19 protein-coding genes and 1 riboswitch are annotated in these 20,810 nt (G+C 70.8%); of the genes, 6 read left to right on the top strand and 13 right to left on the bottom strand.

Going from position 1 to position 20,810, the window contains the following annotated elements; all coding sequences use genetic code 11:
• Positions 1–57: 57 nt before the first annotated feature.
• The 4 genes from ACFVWY_RS29085 to ACFVWY_RS29070 form a co-directional block, all read right to left on the bottom strand.
• The gene (locus tag ACFVWY_RS29085) at positions 58–1,587 is read right to left on the bottom strand and encodes a glycoside hydrolase family 3 protein (RefSeq protein WP_389877623.1); all 1,530 of its coding nucleotides are present in this window, start codon (positions 1,585–1,587) and stop codon (positions 58–60) included.
• An 8-nt stretch (positions 1,588–1,595) separates the two neighbouring features.
• Positions 1,596–2,426 carry a carbohydrate ABC transporter permease gene (locus ACFVWY_RS29080; protein ID WP_389877622.1) on the bottom strand — a complete coding sequence of 277 codons (831 nt, stop codon included), beginning with the start codon at positions 2,424–2,426 and terminating at the stop codon, positions 1,596–1,598.
• Positions 2,423–3,415, bottom strand: coding sequence for a carbohydrate ABC transporter permease (locus ACFVWY_RS29075; RefSeq protein ID WP_389877620.1), 993 nt, complete (start codon positions 3,413–3,415; stop codon positions 2,423–2,425). Before ACFVWY_RS29075 ends, ACFVWY_RS29080 begins: the two co-directional genes overlap by 4 nt.
• A 101-nt stretch (positions 3,416–3,516) precedes the next feature.
• Positions 3,517–4,800, bottom strand: coding sequence for an extracellular solute-binding protein (locus ACFVWY_RS29070; RefSeq protein ID WP_389877618.1), 1,284 nt, complete (start codon positions 4,798–4,800; stop codon positions 3,517–3,519).
• Between the two features lie 279 nt (positions 4,801–5,079).
• Here ACFVWY_RS29070 and ACFVWY_RS29065 point away from each other — a divergent pair, with 279 nt between their 5' ends.
• The 5 genes from ACFVWY_RS29065 (at position 5,080) to ACFVWY_RS29045 (ending at position 11,891) form a co-directional block, all read left to right on the top strand.
• Entirely contained in the window at positions 5,080–5,844 is a 765-nt protein-coding gene (locus ACFVWY_RS29065; protein ID WP_389877616.1) for a GntR family transcriptional regulator, read from the top strand.
• A gap of 291 nt (positions 5,845–6,135) precedes the next feature.
• The gene (locus ACFVWY_RS29060; RefSeq protein ID WP_389877614.1) at positions 6,136–6,390 is read left to right on the top strand and encodes a DUF3311 domain-containing protein; all 255 of its coding nucleotides are present in this window, start codon (positions 6,136–6,138) and stop codon (positions 6,388–6,390) included.
• Complete coding sequence (gene mctP / locus ACFVWY_RS29055) at positions 6,387–8,024, top strand: monocarboxylate uptake permease MctP (RefSeq protein WP_389877613.1); 1,638 nt, start codon at positions 6,387–6,389, stop codon at positions 8,022–8,024. The genes ACFVWY_RS29060 and mctP overlap by 4 nt, the downstream gene beginning before the upstream one ends.
• 150 nt (positions 8,025–8,174) lie before the next feature.
• A riboswitch (cobalamin riboswitch) is annotated at positions 8,175–8,320 on the top strand.
• Positions 8,321–8,460: 140 nt separating this feature from the next.
• On the top strand, positions 8,461–10,872 hold the full coding sequence (locus ACFVWY_RS29050) for a ribonucleoside-diphosphate reductase subunit alpha (protein WP_389877611.1): 2,412 nt from the start codon (positions 8,461–8,463) through the stop codon (positions 10,870–10,872).
• Complete coding sequence (locus ACFVWY_RS29045) at positions 10,872–11,891, top strand: ribonucleotide-diphosphate reductase subunit beta (RefSeq protein ID WP_389877610.1); 1,020 nt, start codon at positions 10,872–10,874, stop codon at positions 11,889–11,891. The genes ACFVWY_RS29050 and ACFVWY_RS29045 overlap by 1 nt, the downstream gene beginning before the upstream one ends.
• A 94-nt stretch (positions 11,892–11,985) precedes the next feature.
• On the opposite strand, the gene ACFVWY_RS29040 is transcribed toward ACFVWY_RS29045, so the two are convergent.
• Complete coding sequence (locus tag ACFVWY_RS29040; RefSeq protein WP_389877609.1) at positions 11,986–12,159, bottom strand: hypothetical protein; 174 nt, start codon at positions 12,157–12,159, stop codon at positions 11,986–11,988.
• A gap of 81 nt (positions 12,160–12,240) precedes the next feature.
• On the opposite strand from ACFVWY_RS29040, the gene ACFVWY_RS29035 reads away from it, so the two are divergent.
• Positions 12,241–13,215, top strand: coding sequence for a helix-turn-helix domain-containing protein (locus ACFVWY_RS29035; RefSeq protein WP_389877607.1), 975 nt, complete (start codon positions 12,241–12,243; stop codon positions 13,213–13,215).
• 58 nt (positions 13,216–13,273) lie between these two features.
• Here the strand turns inward: ACFVWY_RS29035 and ACFVWY_RS29030 are convergent, their stop codons facing one another.
• The 8 genes from ACFVWY_RS29030 to ACFVWY_RS28995 form a co-directional block, all read right to left on the bottom strand.
• Positions 13,274–14,011 (bottom strand): D-Ala-D-Ala carboxypeptidase family metallohydrolase, encoded by a 738-nt coding sequence (locus ACFVWY_RS29030; protein WP_389877606.1) that lies wholly within the window; start codon positions 14,009–14,011, stop codon positions 13,274–13,276.
• A 178-nt stretch (positions 14,012–14,189) separates the two neighbouring features.
• On the bottom strand, positions 14,190–14,828 hold the full coding sequence (gene def, locus ACFVWY_RS29025) for a peptide deformylase (RefSeq protein ID WP_389877604.1): 639 nt from the start codon (positions 14,826–14,828) through the stop codon (positions 14,190–14,192).
• Between the two features lie 107 nt (positions 14,829–14,935).
• A complete protein-coding gene (locus tag ACFVWY_RS29020) occupies positions 14,936–15,928 on the bottom strand; it encodes a tetratricopeptide repeat protein (RefSeq protein WP_389877602.1) in 993 nt (330 codons plus the stop codon).
• A 91-nt stretch (positions 15,929–16,019) separates the two neighbouring features.
• Positions 16,020–17,276 carry an HD-GYP domain-containing protein gene (locus ACFVWY_RS29015; RefSeq protein ID WP_389877600.1) on the bottom strand — a complete coding sequence of 419 codons (1,257 nt, stop codon included), beginning with the start codon at positions 17,274–17,276 and terminating at the stop codon, positions 16,020–16,022.
• Positions 17,273–18,703, bottom strand: coding sequence for an HD-GYP domain-containing protein (locus ACFVWY_RS29010; RefSeq protein WP_389877599.1), 1,431 nt, complete (start codon positions 18,701–18,703; stop codon positions 17,273–17,275). The genes ACFVWY_RS29015 and ACFVWY_RS29010 overlap by 4 nt, the downstream gene beginning before the upstream one ends.
• 137 nt (positions 18,704–18,840) lie before the next feature.
• Positions 18,841–19,161, bottom strand: a complete 321-nt coding sequence (gene rsrA / locus ACFVWY_RS29005) for a mycothiol system anti-sigma-R factor (protein ID WP_389877597.1) — start codon at positions 19,159–19,161, stop codon at positions 18,841–18,843.
• Complete coding sequence (locus tag ACFVWY_RS29000) at positions 19,158–19,814, bottom strand: sigma-70 family RNA polymerase sigma factor (RefSeq protein ID WP_366293385.1); 657 nt, start codon at positions 19,812–19,814, stop codon at positions 19,158–19,160. The genes rsrA and ACFVWY_RS29000 overlap by 4 nt, the downstream gene beginning before the upstream one ends.
• A gap of 316 nt (positions 19,815–20,130) precedes the next feature.
• The gene (locus tag ACFVWY_RS28995) at positions 20,131–20,802 is read right to left on the bottom strand and encodes an alpha/beta family hydrolase (RefSeq protein WP_389877595.1); all 672 of its coding nucleotides are present in this window, start codon (positions 20,800–20,802) and stop codon (positions 20,131–20,133) included.
• Positions 20,803–20,810: the final 8 nt, after the last annotated feature.

Raw genomic sequence — 20,810 nt, 5'->3', positions numbered from 1 at the left:
GGGGGGGGGGGGGGGGGGGGGGGGCGCGCCCCCCGGCCCCCCCCCCCCCCCCCGCGCTCAGGCCGTCCGGCCGTCCGTACCGTGGACGATGACCTCCGCCGCGGCGAGGCCGCAGACGCGGGCCGCGCCATGGGTGGCGATGTGCAGGGCACCCCTGGGGGCCGCCTGCGGGACGCCCATCTCGACGACGACGGTGCCGGGCCGCCGCGCGACCAGGGCGTCCAGGGCCTCGCCCATCCAGGCGTGGCGGTGGACGTCGCGGACCACGACGACGAGCGGCCGGTCCCCCGCCGCCCGCAGCACGGCCGCGGCCGGGTCCTCGGTCTCGCCGCTGTACGTGCCGGTCCGCGTGCCCGGCACCAGCCGGGCCAGCTCGGCGGCGACGCCCCAGGGGGTCTCGTCGCCGACGGCGATGTTCGACGCGGAGGTGAACGCGGCGACGTAGGCGGGCGTGGTCAGCGGGGCGGCCGAGCCGGTCACCAGGACCGCCCGGCGGGCGGCGACCAGGCCGATGTCGGAACCGGGCGCGGTCCCCTCCTGCGCTGCCGCACCCGACGCCGTACCGGTCCCCCTCGCCGCCTGCGTCCAGGACGCCAGGGCGCGTACCCGGGCCGCGGCGTCCGCGAGCCGCTCCTCGGCCAGTTCGCCGCTGTGCACGGCGCGGACCAGCGCGTCGCGCAGCCGGAGCACCGTGCCGTCGTCCTCCAGGCCGCCGCCGACGCACAGCGCGTCGGCGCCCGCGGCGATCGCGAGGACGGAGCCCTGCTCGATGCCGTACGTCGCGGCGATGGCCTGCATCTCCACGGCGTCGGTGACGATCAGGCCGTCGTAGCCCATCTCCTGGCGCAGCAGCCCGGTGAGGATCTGCGGGCTGACGGTGGCGGGGCGGTCCGGGTCGAGCGCCGGGAGCAGGATGTGCGCGCTCATCACGCACTTGGAGCCGGCCGCGATGGCGGCGCGGAAGGGCACCAGTTCGCGGGCGTGCAGGGTCTCCAGGTCCACGTCGATGCGCGGCATCGCGTGGTGCGAGTCGATCGCGGTGTCGCCGTGCCCCGGGAAGTGCTTGGTGCAGGCGGCGACGCCGGAGGACTGGAGGCCCTCGATGTACGCGGCGGTGTGCCGGGCGACCAGTTCGGTGTCGGCGCCGAAGGAGCGTACGCCGATGATCGGGTTGCCCGGGTTGGAGTTGACGTCGGCGGACGGCGCCCAGTTGAGGTTGACGCCGCATTCGGCGAGCCGGCGGCCGAGTTCCCGGGCGACGTCGCGGGTCAGGCCGAGGTCGTCGACGTGGCCGAGGGCGAGGTTGCCGGGGAAGGAGGAGCCGGTGCGCACCTCCAGGCGGGTGACGTCGCCGCCCTCCTCGTCGATCGCCACGAGGAGGTCCTCGCGCCCGGCCCTGAGCTGGGCGGTGAGCGCGGTGACCTGCTCGGCGGTGCGGATGTTGCGGCCGAAGAGGGCGACGGAGGCGAGGCCCTCGTCGACCCGGCGCAGCACCCAGTCGGGGGCGGTGGTGCCGGTGAATCCGGGCTGGAGGACGGCGAGCGCGTCGCGGGTGACGGTGTCCGTGGTGGATATCGAGGTGGTCATGGGCTGCGTTATCCCTTCACGGCGCCGTCGGTAAGGCCGCTGACGGCCTTGCGCTGCAGGAAGACGAACAGGATGAGGATCGGGATGGCGAAGATCGAGGCGGCCGCCATGGTGGCGCCCCAGTCGTCGCCGAACTGGCTCTGGAACTGGGAGAGCCAGAGCGGCAGCGTCTTGGCCTCGGGGTCCTTGTTGAGGATGAGGACCAGCGGGAACTCGTTCCACGCGGTGATGAAGCCGAAGAGCGAGGTGGCCATCAGGCCGGGAGCGAGCAGCGGCAGGATGACCTTGATGAAGGCCTGCGGGCGGGTGCAGCCATCGACCATGGCGGACTCCTCCAGTTCCTTGGGCACCGCGGCAACGTATCCGCGGAGCGTGAGGATCGTGAAGGGGAGCACCATCACCATGTAGAAGAGGGTCAGCGGGACCAGGCTGTTGAGCATGTCCGCGTCGCGGACCAGGATGTAGATCGCGATGACCATGACTTCCCAGGGCGCCATCTGGGCCAGCATGAAGGTCACGATCAGGCCCTTGCGGCCCTTGAACCGCATACGTGCCAGGGCGAACGAGGCGAAGAGCCCGATGATCAGCGAGCACACCACGGCGCACAGGGTGACGATCAGCGAGTTCCTGACCATCGTCAGGAAGTTCTCGGCGTGGACGGCCGTCGTGAAGTGCTCGAAGGTGATCTCGGTGGGGAACCAGACCGGGGTCTCGGTGATGATGTCGCCGGTCGGCTTGAAGGCCGTACTGAACATCCAGTAGACGGGGAAGACGAGCCCGACGAAGAGGAGGACGGCGATGGCGTTGGGCCAGATGCGGCCGAGCAGTGAGCGCTTCACAGCTCGTCCTCCTCTTGCTTGAGAACGATGCGGAGGTAGTAGGCGGTCAGCCCCAGCATGATCAGGATGGTGAGCAGCGAGATCGCGGCGCCCATGCCGTAGTGCTGGTTGCCGACACCCTCGACGAACGCGTAGATCGGCAGCGTCTCGGTGAGACGGTTGGGGCCGCCCCCGTTGATGATGTAGATCTGCGGGAACGCCTTGAAGACCCAGATGACTTCGAGGAACGTGGTGGCGTAGAGGAAGGGCCGCAGGAACGGCATGGTCACGGAGGTGAAGCTCTTCCAGGGACCGGCGCCGTCGAGGGAGGCCGCTTCGTACAGTTCCCTGGGGATGGTCGTGGTCGCGGCGTAGAGGTTGATCGCCACGAACGGGATCGAGCCCCAGACGATCATCAGGGTGACCACGAAGAACGTGGAGAACTGCGAACCGGTCCAGTTGTAGTCGGCCATCGCATGCCAGCCGAGCTGGTCCAGGACGTAGTTGACGACCCCGAAGCGCGAGGCGAACAGCCACTGGTACACCGTCGACGAGGCCACGATCGGCATGGCCCAGGCGAGCACCAGCCCGAGCATCAGGGCCAGGCGCATCTTCTTGCCGAGGCGGGCGAGCAGCAGGCCGATCAGGGTGCCGAGAAGCATGATCAGCGCGACGTTGACGCCGGTGAACACGATCGTGCGGAGGGTGACCTTCCAGAAGTCCTCACCGGTGAGGATGTCCTGGTAGTTCTGGAAACCGTTCCACTCGGTGACATGCTGGATCAGCTGTCCCATGTTGAGGTTCTGGAACGACAGCATGGCGTTCTTCACCAGGGGATACCCGAGGAAGACCGCCGTCACCGCGAGCGCGGGAACCATCAGCAGGTACGGCGCGGCGCCGATACCCACTCTCCGCTTGTTCCCCCCGTGCTGCCCGACGGGTGGATTCCCGTCCCGGCCGCGGACCGCGGCCGTCTTGGCCACGTCCGAGGGATCGGTCTGCACTGCCATGCTCGCCATCTCTTCCAACAGAGCCCTACACGGAACGATGCGTACGGCCGGGGCGGCGGGTCAGGACCCGCCGCCCCGGCGCGGGACGCGCTAGCTGCGAACTACTGCTGCTGGCTGAGGCGCTTGTTGAGCTCGCCCTCGACCTGCTTGGCGGCGTCGGCGGGCGACTTACCCTGCAGGACCAGCGTCATGTAGGTCTTGATGGGGTTCGGCGGGTTCTCGACCGGCGCCCACTCCGGGATCAGCGGCGTGGTGCCACCGGACTTGGCGGCGGCGGGACCGGCCGCCTCGGCGGCGGGCTGGCCGACGGTGTACTTCTGCATGGCGTCGTTCTTGGGAGACCAGCCGGCCTCCTTGATGAGCGCGCCGTCGTTCTCCTCGGAGAGCGCGATCTTCAGGAACTCCTTGGCGAGGTCCTGCTTCTTGCTGCCCGCGGCCACGGCGAGGTTGGAGCCGCCGAGGAAGACGCCCTCGGGCTTGTCGGCGGTCTCACCGGGGATGGTGAAGAAGCCGATGTCGTCCTTGAGCTTCGGGTTGGCCTTGATGGCGGTGCCGGCCTCGTAGCCCATGGCGATGATGGCGCCGGTCTTGCCCTTGGCGAAGACCTCGGCCTGCTGCGGGGTGGCCTCGTCCTTGTCCTTGGGGGCCTTGGAGTAGGACTGGTACTTCTTGTACACGTCCATGGCCTCGGCGACCTTGGGGTCGGCCAGGTTGGAGACGTACTTGTCGCCTTCCTTCTTGACCGGGGAGACGTCCTTGCCGACGAGCAGGCCGTCGAAGAAGTACCAGTTCTGGCCGGGCAGGTAGATCGGCTCGGCGTCGCCCTTCTTGTCAATGGCCTCGAAGGCCTTGAAGAGCTCGTCGCGGGTCTTCGGCGTCTCGGTGATACCGGCGTCCTTGAAGACCTTCTTGTTGTACATGACGACGCGGTTGCCCACGTACCACGGCAGGGCGTACTGCTTGCCGTCGAAGATGGAGGGCTGGTTGACGCCGTCGGCCCAGGCGGAGCCGATCTCCTTCTTGAGGTCACCGAGGTCGGCGAGGCCACCGGTCTTGGCGTAGGCCGGGGTCTGGGTGTTGCCGATCTCCAGGACGTCCGGCGGGTTGGACTCCGAGAGGGCGGTGGTGACCTTCTGCTGAATGCCGTTCCAGTCCTGGACTTCGATCTTCAGCTTGGCCTTGGTCTTCTTCTCGAACTCATCGGTGACCTTCTTGGTCCACCCGGGCGGGTTCGAGCCGGACATCGTCCAGACCGTCAGGGTCTCGCCCTTGTAGGCATCCGGACCGGCCTTCTTGCCACTGTCTGCGCCGTCGTCCGACCCACACGCGGCGAGGCCGATCATCATGCCCGCGACGCCGATCGCCGCGATGAGCTTGCGCTTCACGCCAAACCCTCCTCAGGGATACTGCAACCCCGCCCACCGCGAAGACATTCGACGAGTACTGCTGGGGCTGGACCTGGTCTTTAATGGTTTAGACCAGTACCGGGAGCTTGGCCTAGACCTTTAGGGGTGTCAAGGGTGTATAAGAAGTGCACTCGCGTCCGTTATAGGACCGACACCTAAGGGAGGGCGACCAGCCGTGACCGGACCGTGCCACCATGTGAGCCGCGACAGACGGAGGAGCCGGTGACGGCAGCAACGCAAGCGTCGGGAAGGCGGATCATGGGTGCCGACGGGGGCAGTACGGAGAACGAGACGGGCGCGGCCACACGGACGGCACGCGTCCCGAAGTACTACCGGCTGAAGCGACATCTGCTGGACATGACGGACACCCTGCCGCCGGGCACCCCCGTGCCCCCGGAGCGGACCCTGGCCGCCGAGTTCGACACCTCGCGCACCACCGTGCGCCAGGCGCTCCAGGAGCTGGTCGTCGAGGGGCGGCTGGAGCGCATCCAGGGCAAGGGCACCTTCGTCGCCAAGCCGAAGGTCTCACAGGCCCTCCAGCTCACCTCGTACACCGAGGACATGCGCGCCCAGGGGCTGGAGCCGACGTCCCAGCTGCTGGACATCGGCTACGTGACGGCCGACGACACCCTCGCCGGGCTGCTCGACATCACCACGGGCGGGCGGGTGCTGCGGATCGAGCGGCTCCGGCTGGCCAGTGGCGAGCCGATGGCGATCGAGACCACTCACCTTTCGGCCAAACGCTTCCCCGCGCTGCGCCGCTCGCTGGTGAAGTACACCTCGCTCTACACCGCGCTGGCCGAGGTCTACGACGTACGACTGGCCGAGGCCGAGGAGACCATCGAGACCTCACTGGCCACCCCGCGCGAGGCCGGCCTGCTCGGCACCGACGTGGGCCTGCCGATGCTGATGCTCTCCCGGCACTCGCTGGACGGGCGGGGCGAACCGGTGGAGTGGGTGCGTTCGGTCTACCGCGGTGACCGGTACAAGTTCGTGGCACGCCTCAAGCGGCCCACCGACTGACCCGGCCGGTCCCCGCCGGGGCGGGGCCGGGGCACGCCCCGAGGTCGCATTCCGGCCACCCCGCCCCTCTTCACCATCCCCGGGCCCCTGTGGAACGCACCACTCCACAGGGGCCTTTCGGCTGCCCTGGTACGGACCAGCCCTCGCACGTATACCGCGTTTCCGTGTATACGTACCAACCGGTCGGACCGTTGCCGGACCGCAATGCGGACGGGGGGTGACGGTGACCGGAACCTCCCCTAGATTTCCTGCGCATTACAAGGGTGATCAGCGAGGGGACGGAGTCGCCGCATGGCAGTGGAACCAGAGGAAAAACCGCCCACCATCACACCGGTCAGAGTGGTCGTCGCCCTCTGTCTCGTCGCGCCGTTCGTGGCGATGCTGTGGGTGAGTTCGTACGCGAAGGTGGAACCCACCTTCATCGGCATCCCGTTCTTCTACTGGTACCAGATGCTCTGGGTGCCGGTCTCCGCCGCGCTCACGATGATCGCGTACAAGCTGTGGCAGCGTGACCAGCGCGCCCGCAAGGGGGGTGGGCAGGCATGAAGGACGGTGTGAACGGCGTCGCGCTCGGCGTCTTCATCTTCTTCTTCGCGGCCGTCACGGTCATGGGCTTCATGGCGGCCCGCTGGCGCAGGGCCGAGAACGAGGCCAGCCTCGACGAATGGGGCCTGGGCGGCCGGTCGTTCGGCACCTGGGTGACCTGGTTCCTGCTCGGCGGCGACCTGTACACGGCGTACACCTTCGTCGCCGTCCCGGCGGCGATCTACGCGGCGGGCGCGGCGGGCTTCTTCGCCGTGCCGTACACGATCCTGGTGTACCCGCTGATCTTCACCTTCCTGCCCAGGCTGTGGTCGGTCTCGCACAAGCACGGCTACGTCACCACCTCGGACTTCGTCCGCGGGCGCTTCGGCTCGAAGGGGCTGTCGCTGGCGATCGCCGTCACCGGCATCCTCGCCACGATGCCGTACATCGCGCTCCAGCTCGTCGGCATCCAGGCGGTGCTGGACGTGATGGGCGTCGGCGGCGGCGAGACCACGCACTGGTTCATCAAGGACCTGCCGCTGCTGATCGCGTTCGCGGTGCTCGCCGCGTACACCTACTCCTCCGGGCTGCGCGCGCCCGCGCTGATCGCGTTCGTCAAGGACGGGCTGATCTACCTGGTCATCGCGGTGGCGATCATCTACATCCCGATCAAGCTGGGCGGCTTCGACGACATCTTCGCCAAGGCGGGCGAGGCGTTCTCGCAGACCAGCGAGGCCACCGGCAAACCGCGCGGCGCGCTCGCACCGGGCGAGGCGGGCCAGTGGGGTTACGCGACGCTGGCACTGGGCTCGGCACTGGCGCTGTTCATGTACCCGCACTCCATCACGGCGACGCTCTCCAGCCGCAGCCGCAACGTGATCCGGCGCAACACCACGATCCTGCCGCTGTACTCGCTGATGCTGGGCCTGCTGGCGCTGCTCGGCTTCATGGCGATCGCCGCCGGGATCAAGGTGGACAACGGCCAGCTGGCCATCCCGCAGCTGTTCGAGACCATGTTCCCGGACTGGTTCGCGGGGGTCGCCTTCGCGGCCATCGGCATCGGCGCGCTGGTGCCCGCCGCGATCATGTCGATCGCGGCGGCGAACCTCTTCACCCGCAACATCTACAAGGACTTCCTGAAGCCGGACGCCACCCCGGCACAGGAGACCAAGGTCTCCAAGCTGGTGTCGCTGCTGGTCAAGGTCGGTGCGCTGGCCTTCGTCCTCACCATGGACAAGACCGTCGCGATCAACTTCCAGCTGCTCGGCGGGATCTGGATCCTCCAGACGATGCCCGCCCTGGTCGGCGGCCTGTTCACCCGCTGGTTCCACCGCTGGGCGCTGCTCGCGGGCTGGGCGGTCGGCATGGTGTACGGGACGGTCGCCGCGTACGGCGTCGCGTCCCCGACCCAGAAGCACTTCGGCGGCTCGTCGGCGGAGATCCCCGGCATCGGCGAGATCGGCTACATCGGCCTCACCGCGTTCGTGCTGAACATGGTGGTGACGGTGGTGCTCACCGTCGTCCTGAACGCCCTGAAGGCACCCGCCGGTACGGACGAGACCTCACCGTCCGACTACACGGCCGACGCGGGCGACCCGGGCGTCCGGGCGGAGCTCCCGGCGGCCACCGCGGGGGCGCCCGGCGGCGGCCACTGACGGCCGCTCCCGCAGGCCCCGTACGGCCCGTTCCCGGGCCCAGGACGGCCCGTTCCCGCCCCTTCCCGAGGGGCTGGGGCGGGCCGTCCGCCGTTCCGGGAATGACCCGGACATGGGTCGGCCGACACAACATCTGGGGGCTGTCTCATCGAGCGGCCCCCACATGTATGCTCGTCCTCGCTGTCGTCGCAGGGGAATCCGGTGCGAATCCGGAACTGTCCCGCAACGGTGTATCCGGTGCGCTTTTGCGCACCCCCGAGTCAGTCCGATGACCTGCCGACAGCGCATCCGGCTCGACCGATCCGGATGCTCAGACGTCCGGGCCTCGCGGTTGGGCCGGTGGACGCCGCGCAGAGTACCGCCCCGGCCCGGGTGCGCCTTTGCGGGCTGCCCCGTTCCCCCGTCGGCCCCGAGCCGAGCGTGGGAGAGCATTCACGTGACCATCGCGCCAGCCGATCCGGCTTCCGTCGCCGCCCCCGCGGCCGTCGAGTCCGAGGCGGCCGCACAGGACGGTCCCGGAGCGGCGCTGCTGCGGACCCTGACCGCCCTCACCGCCGATCTGCCCGACACCGACCCCGGCCGGGTCGCCGCCGCCGCCCTGCGTGGCCGCAGCGCGCGGGCGGACGAGGCCGAGCTGCGTTCGCTGGCCACCGAGGCGGCGGCGGGCCTGATCTCCGAGGACCCCGCGTACTCCCGGCTGGGCGCCCGGCTGCTGACCCTCGCCATCGTGGACGAGGCGGCGGGCCAGGGCGCGGTCTCCTTCTCCGCCTCCCTCGCCGTGGGGCACCGCGAGGGCCTGATCGCGGACCGCACCGCCGCCTTCGTCACCCGGCACGCGGACGCGCTGGACGCACTGGTGGAGCGCTCGCTCGCCGACGGCGCGGACGACCGCTTCGGCTACTTCGGGCTGCGGACCCTGCACAGCCGTTATCTGCTGCGCCACCCGCACACCCGCCAGGTCATCGAGACCCCCCAGCACTTCATGCTGCGGGTGGCCTGTGGTCTCGCCGAGGACGAGTCGCAGCGCGCCCTGGACGAGGTGACCGCGCTGTACGGGCTGATGAGCCGGCTCGACTACCTGCCCTCCTCGCCCACCCTCTTCAACTCCGGCACCCGGCACCCGCAGATGTCCTCCTGCTATCTGCTGGACTCGCCGCTGGACGAGCTGGACTCGATCTACGACCGCTACCACCAGGTGGCCCGGCTCTCGAAGCACGCGGGCGGCATCGGCCTCTCGTACTCCCGCATCCGCTCCCGAGGCTCGCTGATCCGCGGCACCAACGGGCATTCCAACGGCATCGTGCCGTTCCTGAAGACGCTGGACGCCTCGGTCGCCGCGGTCAACCAGGGGGGCCGCCGCAAGGGCGCCGCCGCCGTCTACCTGGAGACCTGGCACGCGGACATCGAGGAGTTCCTGGAGCTGCGCGACAACACGGGCGAGGACCAGCGGCGCACGCACAACCTCAACCTGGCGCACTGGGTGCCGGACGAGTTCATGCGCCGGGTCGAGGCGGACGGCGCGTGGTCGCTGTTCTCACCGGTCGACGTCCCCGAGCTGGTCGATCTGTGGGGTGACCGGTTCGACGCCGCGTACCGGGCGGCGGAGGCCCGGGGGCTGGCCCGCAGGACGCTGCCGGCCCGCGAACTGTACGGCCGGATGATGCGCACCCTCGCCCAGACCGGTCAGGGCTGGATGACCTTCAAGGACGCCTCCAACCGGACCGCGAACCAGACCGCCGAGCCGGGCAGCGTCGTGCACTCCTCGAACCTGTGCACCGAGATCCTGGAGGTCACCGACGACGGCGAGACCGCCGTCTGCAACCTGGGCTCGGTCAACCTCGGCGCGTTCGTCGCCGACGGAGGCATCGACTGGGAGCGGCTGGACGCCACCGTCCGCACCGCGGTGACCTTCCTGGACCGGGTCGTCGACATCAACTTCTACCCGACCGAGCAGGCGGGCCGCTCCAACGCCCAGTGGCGCCCGGTGGGCCTGGGCGCCATGGGCCTCCAGGACGTCTTCTTCCAGCTGCGGCTGCCGTTCGACTCTCCCGGGGCCCGCGCGCTCTCCACGAAGATCTCCGAGCGGATCATGCTCGCCGCCTACGAGGCGTCCTGCGCGCTCGCGGAGCGCTCGGGCCCGCTGCCCGCCTGGGAGCGGACGCGCGCGGCACGCGGGGTGCTGCACCCCGACCACTACGACACCGAGCTGAACTGGCCGGAGCGCTGGGAGGCGCTGCGCGCCCGGGTCGCGGCGTCCGGGATGCGCAACTCGCTGCTGCTGGCCATCGCGCCGACGGCGACGATCGCCTCGATCGCCGGGGTGTACGAGTGCATCGAGCCGCAGGTCTCCAACCTGTTCAAGCGCGAGACGCTCAGCGGTGAGTTCCTCCAGGTCAACGCGTACCTCGTGGAAGAGCTGAAGCAGCTCGGCGTGTGGGACGCGCGGACCCGCGAGGCGCTGCGCGAGGCGAGCGGCTCCGTGCAGGGCTTCGCCTGGATCCCCGAGGACGTACGGGCCCTGTACCGCACGGCGTGGGAGATCCCGCAGCGCGGCCTGATCGACATGGCGGCGGCCCGTACGCCGTTCCTGGACCAGAGCCAGTCGCTGAACCTGTTCCTGGAGACGCCGACGATCGGCAAGCTCTCCTCGATGTACGCGTACGCCTGGAAGCAGGGGCTGAAGACGACGTACTACCTGCGTTCGCGTCCGGCGACCCGGATCGCCCGCGCGGCCTCCGGCCGGACCGCGACCGCCGCTCCCCTTCCCGTACAGCAGGCGTCGGCGCCCGACGCGGACGCGATCGCCTGCTCCCTCGAAAACCCCGAGTCCTGCGAGGCCTGCCAGTAATGAGCTCCACCAACGCCGGGAAGAACCTGCTCGACCCGGGCTTCGAACTGACCCTGCGTCCCATGCGCTACCCGGACTTCTACGAGCGCTACCGGGACGCGATCAAGAACACCTGGACGGTCGAGGAGGTGGATCTCCACTCCGACGTGGCCGACCTCGCCAAGCTGTCGCCGGGCGAGCAGCACCTGATCGGGCGGCTCGTCGCGTTCTTCGCCACGGGTGACTCGATCGTCTCCAACAACCTGGTGCTGACGCTGTACAAGCACATCAACTCCCCCGAGGCGCGCCTGTACCTGTCGCGGCAGCTCTTCGAGGAGGCCGTGCACGTCCAGTTCTACCTGACGCTGCTGGACACCTATCTGCCCGATCCGGACGACCGGGCGGCGGCGTTCGACGCGGTCGAGGAGATCCCCTCCATCCGCGAGAAGGCGCAGTTCTGCTTCAGGTGGATGGACTCGGTCGAGAAGATCGACCGGCTGGAGACGAAGGCCGACCGCCGCCGCTTCCTCCTCAACCTCATCTGCTTCGCGGCGTGCATCGAGGGCCTGTTCTTCTACGGCGCGTTCGCCTACGTCTACTGGTTCCGCTCGCGGGGTCTGCTGCACGGTCTGGCCACCGGCACCAACTGGGTGTTCCGGGACGAGACGATGCACATGAACTTCGCGTTCGAGGTGGTGGACACCGTCCGCAAGGAGGAGCCCGAGCTCTTCGACGACGAGCTCCGGCAGCAGGTCACCGACATGCTGAAGGAGGCCGTGGCGGCGGAGCTCCAGTTCGGCCGCGATCTGTGCGGTGACGGGCTGCCGGGCATGAACACCGAGTCGATGCGGCAGTACCTGGAGTGCGTCGCCGACCAGCGCCTCACCCGGCTGGGCTTCCCGGCGGTCTACGGTTCGGAGAACCCGTTCTCGTTCATGGAGCTGCAGGGCGTGCAGGAGCTGACGAACTTCTTCGAGCGCCGCCCCTCCGCCTACCAGGTGGCGGTGGAGGGCTCGGTCGCCTTCGACGACGACTTCTAGGCCGGTACGGACGTGGGGCCGGTCCAGCCGCGTGGCGGCGGGACCGGCCCCTTGCCGTACGTGCTTCCTGGAGGCGCGGGCCCCGGACACGGCATCAGAAGCGGGCCCAGCTTCTGATGTACGGACGCCTCGGTACGGGGACGGGCGGCGCCTCCGCGGCGCGGAGCTCGCGGTCGATGCGGCGCTCCCGGGCCAGTCCGGCCAGGGTGATTACCAGGAAGAGGATGATAAGTGCGGATATGCCCAAGACGTTCTGGATTGCGGTCATGGCTCCACTCTCGCCCGTCGCGAGCGAGCGCGGCAGTGGCAGGACTGTCATGAATCATCGAATTACTGCCACACTGGCGTCATGCTGAAGAACGTCGCGGCTCTGCTGCTCAACGAGGTCCACCCCTTCGAGCTGGGTGTGCTGTGCGAGGTGTTCGGGCTCAACCGCAGCAAGGAGGGACTGCCGGTCCACGACTTCGCGGTGGTGTCCGCCGAGGGCCCGGTGCTGCACACCCACGCCGGTTTCACCGTCAGCACCCCGCACGGCCTCGACCGTCTGGAGGAAGCCGACCTCATCGCCGTCCCCGCGGGCGGCCACTACGTGGACCGGAAGTATCCGGAGCCGGTCCTCGAAGCGCTGCGCCGCGCGGTGGACCGGGGTGCCCGCGTGCTGAGCGTCTGCTCCGGCGCGTACGTCCTCGGCGCGGCCGGGCTGCTGGACGGGCGCCGCTGCACCACCCACTGGCGCCACACCCAGGAGCTGGCCCGCCGCTTCCCCCGGGCCGTCGTCGAACCCGACGTGCTGTACGTGGACGAGGGCCAGATCATCACCTCGGCGGGGACCGCGGCCGGGATCGACGCCTGTCTGCACCTGGTCCGGCAGACCTACGGCCCGGACACCGCCAACGCGATCGCCCGCCGCATGGTGGTGCCGCCGCACCGCGACGGCGGCCAGGCCCAGTACATCGAGCGCCCGCTGCCCCGCACCTCCTGCGACACCGTCGGCGAGACGCTCGTCTGGATGGAGCGCCACCTCGACGAGGAGATGACCGTCGAGCAGCTGGCCGCGCAGACCCACATGTCGCCGCGCACCTTCGCCCGCCGCTTCCACCAGGAGACCGGCACCACGCCGTACCGCTGGCTGCTGCGCCAGCGCGTCCTGCTGGCGCAGCACCTGCTGGAGACGTCCGACGAGACGGTGGACACCATCGCCGGGCGGGCCGGTTTCGGGACCGCCGCCGCCCTGCGCCACCAGTTCGTACGCTCCCTGGGCACCACGCCGAACATGTACCGCCGCACCTTCCGTGGACCGGGGGCCGCCCCCGAGGCCGCCTGACCGCACGGGAGAGCCCCGCGCACCGGTCCGCGGGGACCGGAGCGCGGGGCTCCCGGCGTCAGATACCGCAGTTGGGCGCCGACCAGTAGTGCGAGGGGCCCTGGTTCACGTGGATGTGGTCGTTGTGGTCCGGGTAGCCGGGGCCGAGGATCCCGTTGAAGCCGTGGTTGCGGGCCTGCTTGGCGATGGTGCACAGCGCGTGCGGCCCGGAGCCGAGGTCGACGGCGTCCCCGTACATGTGGCGGCTGTTGGACGCGCCCCCGACCGCCGCGTTGCAGGAGGTCGAGCGGAAGCCGCTGGTGACCCGGAGGGGCTGGTCACCCAGCGCGTGCCGCAGCGCCTCCAGCTTCCACATGGAGCTGAGCGCGTTGGCCCTCGCCGTCCCCGCCGCGACCTTGCCCCCGGCCCAGGTGCCGTTGCACGTGTTCAGCTCGGGGTACGTGAAGTGCACCGGGGTGCAGTCGTTGTCCTGGAGCGAGTAGATCTTGGCCTGCGTGGCGGGGCCCGCGATGCCGTCGGCGGCGAGGCCGTAGGCCGCCTGGAAGCGCTTGACGGCGGCGGTGGTGGCGGGCCCGTAGGACCCGTCGATGGCGAGTACCGAGTTGTAGCCGGGGTAGCCGGACACCCGGATCTGGAGCTGGACGACGTCGTTTCCGGTGGCGCCGGGGGCCAGCGTGCGGGTCCAGGTGTAACAGCCGTCGGCCTGCGCGGTCCCGGCGGTCACCACGGCTCCGCCCCACGCGAACGACATGGTCATGACAAGGCCGAGCAGGAGTCGTGCGGTGCGTCTGAGCATGAGGGGGCTCCCCACTCGAAAGAGGTGTGGGGGAAAGACTGGCCCAGGAGTCGACGCGCGTCAACTTCTCGTAAAGAAAAGGCAGTTGACCGCCCGGTGAAGGAAGAACGGACGGGCCCGGCCTTCCTCGGCGGGAAGGACCGGACCCGTCCGCGCAAGCCCGCCGCGTACGTACGGCTCAGTCGTTCGGCACGGTCTCGTAGCGGGGCGTGCCCTCCGCCATCTGCCGCAGCGCGTCCTTGCGGTCCCGCTTCGAGAGCCGGTCGATGTACAGGTAGCCGTACAGGTGGTCCGTCTCGTGCTGGAGGCAGCGGGCGAAGAAGCCGGTGCCCCGGACCTTGATCGGGTTGCCCCGCGCGTCCTGGCCCGTGACCACCGCGTAGTCCGGGCGGGCCAGCTCGGCGTACGCGGTCGGCACCGAGAGGCAGCCCTCGTTGGAGTCGTCCAGCACCCGCCGCTCGGGCGCCAGCTCCTCCAGCACCGGATTGCAGACGGCGCCCACGTGCCGTACGCCCTCGTCGTCCGGGCAGTCGTAGACGAAGACCTTGCGGTCGACACCGATCTGGTTGGCGGCGAGGCCGACGCCCTCCGCCCTCCGCTGGCTCGCGAACATGTCGTCGATCAGCCGGGCCAGCTCGTCGTCGAACTCGGTGACGTCCGCGCACTCCTTGTGAAGCACCGGATTGCCCACGACCGTGATCGGACGGGAGGTGCCACGCTCGCGGTGTGCCGTCTCACGCGCCTCACAGTCCTCGGTGTCCACGACGAATCCCTCGTCGTCGAGGCTGATCTGCTCGTCCGTCTCCTGCTGCGCCATCTCCGCCGTACGCCTTCCTCAGAACCTGAAACCCGGCCGTCCGGCAGTCCCCGGGGCCCGGCTGCCCGTACACCGCGACCGGTGTCCGTACAGCCTACGGGCACCGGTCAGCAGACTTCTTCCAGATCCCGCCACTCGCGGCTGTCCGGGCTGTCGGCCACCCAGCCGTCCAGCAGACCGCGCACCAGCCCGGCCGGTGCGGCTATCCCGCACTCCCGCTCGGGCACCCACAGATCGCCGGAGGTGCGGTGGCCCAGCGGACCGGGATGGCCCGGCTCGCTGTGGTCGTGCGGGTCGAGGTGCTCGCCGTCACCCTCGTCGCTCTCCATCCGGCTCTCCGAGCAGGCCCGGCAGAGCAGCCGCACGGAGGACGACCAGTCCTCGGCGGCGAACCCGGCGTCGGAGGCCAGCTGCTCCAGCGCGTCCCGGTCCGCCTCGGTGGCCGCTTCCAGCAGCACCACCCAGGTCGGCACGGGGGACGGCGCCCACAGCTCGATCTCGTCGAAGACCGGGTAGGAGGGCCCGGCCGCGGTGACCCGCTCGCCGTTCGGCACCCCGTCGTGCAGCACGACCTCGCCCCAGCGGCGGCCGGACGACGGCAGCGGGATGGAGAGCACCTCCATCCGGGCCGGATCGAGCCTGCGGCCCCAGACCACCTCGGCCTCGCCCTCCGGCGACAGCCGCACCGCGGCGCTGCCCAGGTCCATGCCGAGCGGCTCGCTGTTGGCCGCCGAGACGTGCTGTCCGGTGCCCGGCACCTTCAGGCCGTACGCCTGCCACGCCCGGCGGGCCAGCGGCCAGTCCTGGAGCGCGGTGGCGGCGATCCCGACGTTCCACCAGTCCGGAGCGCCGGATTCCTTGCCGAGCAGCGCGACGGCCCGCAGGCCGGCGGCCCGCGCCTGCTCCCAGTCGTGCCGGAACTTGTGCAGCAGCGCCAGGTTGAACCACGACTCGGAGAGCCAGGGCTCCAGGTCCGCCGCACGCGTCAGCAGCGCGCCCGCGTCCTCGTACCGGCCGTCGCCGATCAGCGTGAACGCGCGGTCCGTGGCCTGCCGCCAAGAGGCGGAGGGCCGATGCCGTACCTTCCCGAAGATCCTCACGATTCCCGCCTGTCCCGACTGGACACCCTCTGATTTCCGCTCTCTTCGCATCCAACCATGCCGGGCCGGACGCCCGCTCATTACCCGTGGGTTAGCCGGGCGGAACCGGGGCCGGAGCCCCCCGGGCCAGGACCCTGGCCAGGGATTCCACGACTTCGGGCTGGTAGTCGTGGGCCGTGCCGAGCCTGAGTTGTTCGAGTGCGCCCAGCGGCCCGATGAGACTTTCCCCGCAGAGGTCGTCGTATGCGTTGACGACCCTGACGATCCTGGCGGACAACGGCTGCTCGCGGTAGGGGTCTGCCTGCCGTTCCACGACGACGGCGACGTCCGTGTCCACCCCGGTCTGCCGGACCACCGCGCCGCCGAGCAGCGCGATGCGGCGCTGCTCGGCGGCGGGCAGGGTGGCCGTGGCCCCGTCCGGAACCGGGTCGACCAGCGAGAGCTGGCCGATGTCGTGCATCAGGGCGGCGTACTCCAGGATGGTCAGCCGGCTCCCGGAGAGCCCCAGCTCGCGGCCGACGGCCCGGCAGAGCGCCGCGACCCTGCGGGCGTGACCGGGCGGGGTGTATCCGGCGATCTCGGTGGACCGGGCGAGCGAGGCGATGGTCTGCCGGTAGGTGGTGCGTACGGCGATGAAGCGGCGGAAGGAGACCTGGGTCAGCAGCAGCGGTACGCACAGCACCGGCAGCGCCCACAGCCCGGCGACCGCCACGCCGAGGGCCACCACCACCCCGGTCGCGCAGACCGCCGAGCCGATGCCGGCGAGGCCGCGCAGCTCGTCACGGAGGAGCGGCGGGTAGGGGTGGCCGGTGCGGGCGCACAGCAGCAGAGCGGCGAGCACGGCGTCGCACAGCGCGGTCAGGACCAGGATCAGGAGCAGGACCAGGACGTAGTACGGGCCCTCGGCGAGCCGCCCCCCGAGGTACAGCGGCTGGAAGCAGACGGCGGCGAAGGTCACCGTCAGGACACGACGGGCCACCCGGTCGGGGGCGGGTCCGGTGCCGCGCGCCACATGGGGCACCGAGGCCACCAGCTGGGCCGCGACGAGCACGGCGATCACCTGGTGCACCCCGTGCGCGGTCGGCGCGCTGCCGCTGCGGCCGAGCAGGGCGTACGCCAGCGCCCCGGCCGCGCCGAGCGGTGCGGGCTCGCGCTCCCCGGGCAGCGCGCCCCACCGGGTGAGCTCGCCGAGCGCGATCAGCACGCCGAAGGCGAGGGCGTGCCCGGGGTCGTGGACGCCCTCCCAGAGGGTGAGGCCGAGCCCTGCGGCGGCGAGCAGCGCCGCGACGGCGCGGACGGCGGGGGCGACGAGCAGCACGAGGGGCGTGGTGGCCCCGGCGCGGGTCATCCGCGGCGGTCCGCGATCGGCTGCGGACCGGACGCGGGAACCCGGCCGGGACGGGGACCGCCGGACCGCGCGGGACCGTCCGGCAACACAGGACCGCCGGACCGCACGGAGCCATCCGGCGGCACAGGTCCCTCTTCCGGGCCCGCGGTCGTCGCCGCCGACCAGCCGTGCCGCTCCAGACCGCGTGCCAGCGCCCGGACCATCCGCGGGTCGAACTGCGTACCCGCGCACCGCTTCAGCTCCGCCAGCGCCGCGGGGACCGGCCTGCCCCGCCGGTAGGAGCGGGTCGAGGTCATCGCGTCGAAGGCGTCGGCCACCGCGACGACCCGGGCGAACTCCGGGATCTCGCGCCCGCTCAGTCCGTACGGGTAGCCACTGCCGTCGAGCCGTTCGTGGTGGTGCAGGATGGCGGCCCGCGCCTCGCCGAGGAAGCCGATGCCGCGCACGATCTCGTGCCCGTACTCCGGGTGCAGCTCGATCACCTGCCGTTCCTCCGGGGTGAGCGGCCCGTCCTTGCGGAGCACCCGGGTGGGGACGCCGAGCTTGCCGACGTCGTGCAGGATCCCGGCGAACCGGACGACCTCCGTGCGGTCCTGGTCCATGCCCAGTTCGCGGGCGATCAGGACGGAGGCCCGCCCGACCCGCTCGCTGTGGCCCCGGGTGTAGGTGTCCTTGAGGTCGACGGCCTGCACCAGGGCCCGGATCGTGGCGCGGTGCGCGGCGTGCTCGCGGTGGTACTGGGCGAAGACCCAGCAGGAGATGTACATCGGCAGCAGGACGATGAGCGCGGACAGCGGCCCGTACGGACCGTGCCACAGGACCGCCATCATCAGCCCGGCCAGTCCGTGCACCAGATGCGGGCCCAGCGAGCGGCTCAGCAGCCCGTTCCAGGCCCGCCGCGGCGGAAGCCGTTCGGCGGCGACCAGGATCGATCCGTCCAGCGCGGCCAGTACGAGACTGAAGGCGAGCACGGCCGCGCAGCCAGGCACGATCGCGTACGGGAGGTCGGGGAGCCGGCCGGGGCCGCCGAGCGTGGCCCGGCCGTCGAGCAGTCCGTGGACGGTCGCGGCGGCCCAGACCGTGACGGCGAGCTGCGCGGCCCGCCAGACGCGCCGCGCGGTGGCGGGCGGCCGCTCCACCCGGCCGACGAGCGAACCGGGCACGGCGACCAGGGCCGCCGCGGCGGGCGGCAGCAGGAAGGCGGCGGCGAGCAGCAGCGGAAAGAACGATCCGGCACGGATCGGCAGGGAGCCGCTGGGGAAGGGGCGGCGCCCGGGGAGTTCACAGGCGAGATAGAGCCCGGCCAGCAGGGCGACGGTGCCCCAGGGAGTCCGGGCGCCGCCCGGCAGCGCGGGTGCCGCACAGCACAGAGCGCCTGCCGCGACGGCCGTGATGTACGCGCGGGCCGCCCCGCGTGTGGCTCTCACCCGCTCGGCCCGCCCTCCGACGTCGTCAATGGAGGCGCCACGCTAGCGATGTGCGCGACCGATCGAGCGTCAATGAGCCTGATTAGCACATTCGGGTGATGCGGGGGCGGCGGCCGGGACGGACCGGCCGCCGGGAGTCACTCCGTGGCGGCGGTCGGCTGCTCGCTGCCCGCGGCCGTGATGTCCTGCTCGGGGACGGCCTGCCCCGAGCGGATCAGGTCGATCCGGCCCATCACCTTGGACCGCAGGTCACTGGGAACGTCGTCCTGACCGCAGCACCGCTTCACCAGCTTCTTGACGGCCTGCTCCAGGCCGTACTTCTCCAGGCACGGGGAGCACTCCTCGAAGTGCACCTCGAACTTGGTGCAGTCACTGTCGGGCATCTCGTGGTCGAGGAACTCGTAGAGATGGTCGAGGACTTCCGAGCAGTCCGTCTCGTGCGGCTCTCCGCAGCTCATGAGCCCGAGCCTTTCCGATCGTCCGACTCTCCGGCACCGGCCGGGACGAGCCCGCGCTCACGGGCGTAGTCCTCCAGCATGCCGCGCAACTGGCGGCGGCCCCGGTGCAGTCGGGACATCACCGTACCGATGGGAGTCCCCATGATGTCCGCGATCTCCTTGTACGCAAAGCCCTCGACATCCGCGAGGTAGACGGCGATGCGGAACTCTTCGGGGATCGCCTGGAGCGCGGCCTTCACGTCGGAGTCGGGCAGGTGGTCGAGCGCCTGCGACTCCGCCGAGCGCAGGCCGGTCGACATGTGCGACTCGGCGCGCGCCAGCTGCCAGTCCTCGATCTCCTCGGCGGCGCTGCGCTGCGGCTCGCGCTGCTTCTTGCGGTACGAGTTGATGAAGGTGTTGGTGAGAATGCGGTACATCCACGCCTTGAGGTTGGTGCCCTCGCGGAACTGGTGGAAGGAGCCGTACGCCTTGGCGTAGGTCTCCTGGACCAGGTCCTCGGCGTCCGCGGGGTTGCGCGTCATGCGCAGCGCGGCCGAGTACATCTGGTCGAGATATCCGAGCGCGTCCCGTTCGAAGCGCGCGTTGCGCTCAGCGGGCGTCTCCTGTGCGCGGCCGTCGTCGGTCCCTGTATCGGTCCCAGTGACCGGACCCACCTCCTCCAACGCCGTGGCGGATCCGCGACCGGTTCCGCTCGAATCGGAGAATAGTCGACCTTGCTTCTGGACGGGCTGTCGATCATTTCCGCCCGGACCCCGCTCAGCAGTGGTCCTGGCCGCGTGCAGCACTGTCCACTCCAGGTCAGCGGTGTTCGAGCGGCGCGGGCAGATGGTCGAACCCATGCGACGGACTCCCTCTCCACAACGACGTTTGCGTACCGATGACTCCGACAACAGCGGCCCCGCGCCGGGCATTCCCGCGGCACGCCACAGGGGTACGCCCCCGTCCCAGCGGTACGCGGTGAGAGGCTCGTCACGCCAGGGCGGCCAGCCAGCCGGTCACGGCTCCGGTCAGGATCTCCAGCGCCGCCTCCTGGCCCGGCCCGGTCTTCTTCGGTACGGCGAAGCCGTGGTCGCCGCCGGGCACCTCGGCGATCCCGTACTCCCCCGGCGGGAACTCGGCGGGGCGCCCGAACGGGTCGCGACCGCCCTGCACGACGAAGGCGGGGACGCCGGTGCCGAGGAGTTCGCCGGCCCGGGACTTCTCCGGCTTGCCCGGAGGATGCAGCGGAAAGGCGAGCGCGAGCACCCCGCGGGCGCCCAGCTCCGCCGCCGTACGGCAGGCCACCCGGGCCCCGGCGCTCCGCCCGCCCGCGACGACCGGCGGCCCGGCGGCGGCCAGCGCGGGCCACACCCCCCGCCATCCGGTGTCCAGGGTCTTCGGGGCGGGGGCGAGCTTCTTCCCGGCCACCCGCCACGGCTGCTCCACCAGGGCGACGGTGACCCCGTGGGCGGGGAGCGCGGCGGCCAGGGCCTGGAGGTCGCGGGCCTCGATGCCGCCGCCCGCGCCGTGCCCGAGGGCCAGCACCAGGCGGGCGCCGCCGGTCGCGGGGTGCCAGGTGATCCTCGCCGGTCCGGCGCCGGTGCCGACCAGGTCGGTGGTCCGGGCTCCGTGGCCCGTCTCTGCTGTGCTCACGTGCCCCATCCTCGCCG

It is taken from the genome of Streptomyces sp. NPDC058195 (assembly GCF_042883525.1).
Lineage (GTDB): Bacteria > Actinomycetota > Actinomycetes > Streptomycetales > Streptomycetaceae > Streptomyces.
This window is presented reverse-complemented; position numbering and strand designations above follow the sequence as displayed.

Bases quoted from the DNA above. Each gene is read 5' to 3' on its own strand.
- ACFVWY_RS29085 (WP_389877623.1), bottom strand. From the start codon at position 1,587: ATGACCACCTCGATATCCACCACGGACACCGTCACCCGCGACGCGCTC.
- ACFVWY_RS29075 (WP_389877620.1), bottom strand. From the start codon at position 3,415: ATGGCAGTGCAGACCGATCCCTCGGACGTGGCCAAGACGGCCGCGGTC.
- ACFVWY_RS29065 (WP_389877616.1), top strand. From the start codon at position 5,080: ATGGGTGCCGACGGGGGCAGTACGGAGAACGAGACGGGCGCGGCCACA.
- ACFVWY_RS29060 (WP_389877614.1), top strand. From the start codon at position 6,136: ATGGCAGTGGAACCAGAGGAAAAACCGCCCACCATCACACCGGTCAGA.
- mctP (WP_389877613.1), top strand. From the start codon at position 6,387: ATGAAGGACGGTGTGAACGGCGTCGCGCTCGGCGTCTTCATCTTCTTC.
- ACFVWY_RS29045 (WP_389877610.1), top strand. From the start codon at position 10,872: ATGAGCTCCACCAACGCCGGGAAGAACCTGCTCGACCCGGGCTTCGAA.
- ACFVWY_RS29040 (WP_389877609.1), bottom strand. From the start codon at position 12,159: ATGACCGCAATCCAGAACGTCTTGGGCATATCCGCACTTATCATCCTC.
- ACFVWY_RS29035 (WP_389877607.1), top strand. From the start codon at position 12,241: ATGCTGAAGAACGTCGCGGCTCTGCTGCTCAACGAGGTCCACCCCTTC.
- ACFVWY_RS29030 (WP_389877606.1), bottom strand. From the start codon at position 14,011: ATGCTCAGACGCACCGCACGACTCCTGCTCGGCCTTGTCATGACCATG.
- def (WP_389877604.1), bottom strand. From the start codon at position 14,828: ATGGCGCAGCAGGAGACGGACGAGCAGATCAGCCTCGACGACGAGGGA.
- ACFVWY_RS29015 (WP_389877600.1), bottom strand. From the start codon at position 17,276: ATGACCCGCGCCGGGGCCACCACGCCCCTCGTGCTGCTCGTCGCCCCC.
- rsrA (WP_389877597.1), bottom strand. From the start codon at position 19,161: ATGAGCTGCGGAGAGCCGCACGAGACGGACTGCTCGGAAGTCCTCGAC.
- ACFVWY_RS28995 (WP_389877595.1), bottom strand. From the start codon at position 20,802: ATGGGGCACGTGAGCACAGCAGAGACGGGCCACGGAGCCCGGACCACC.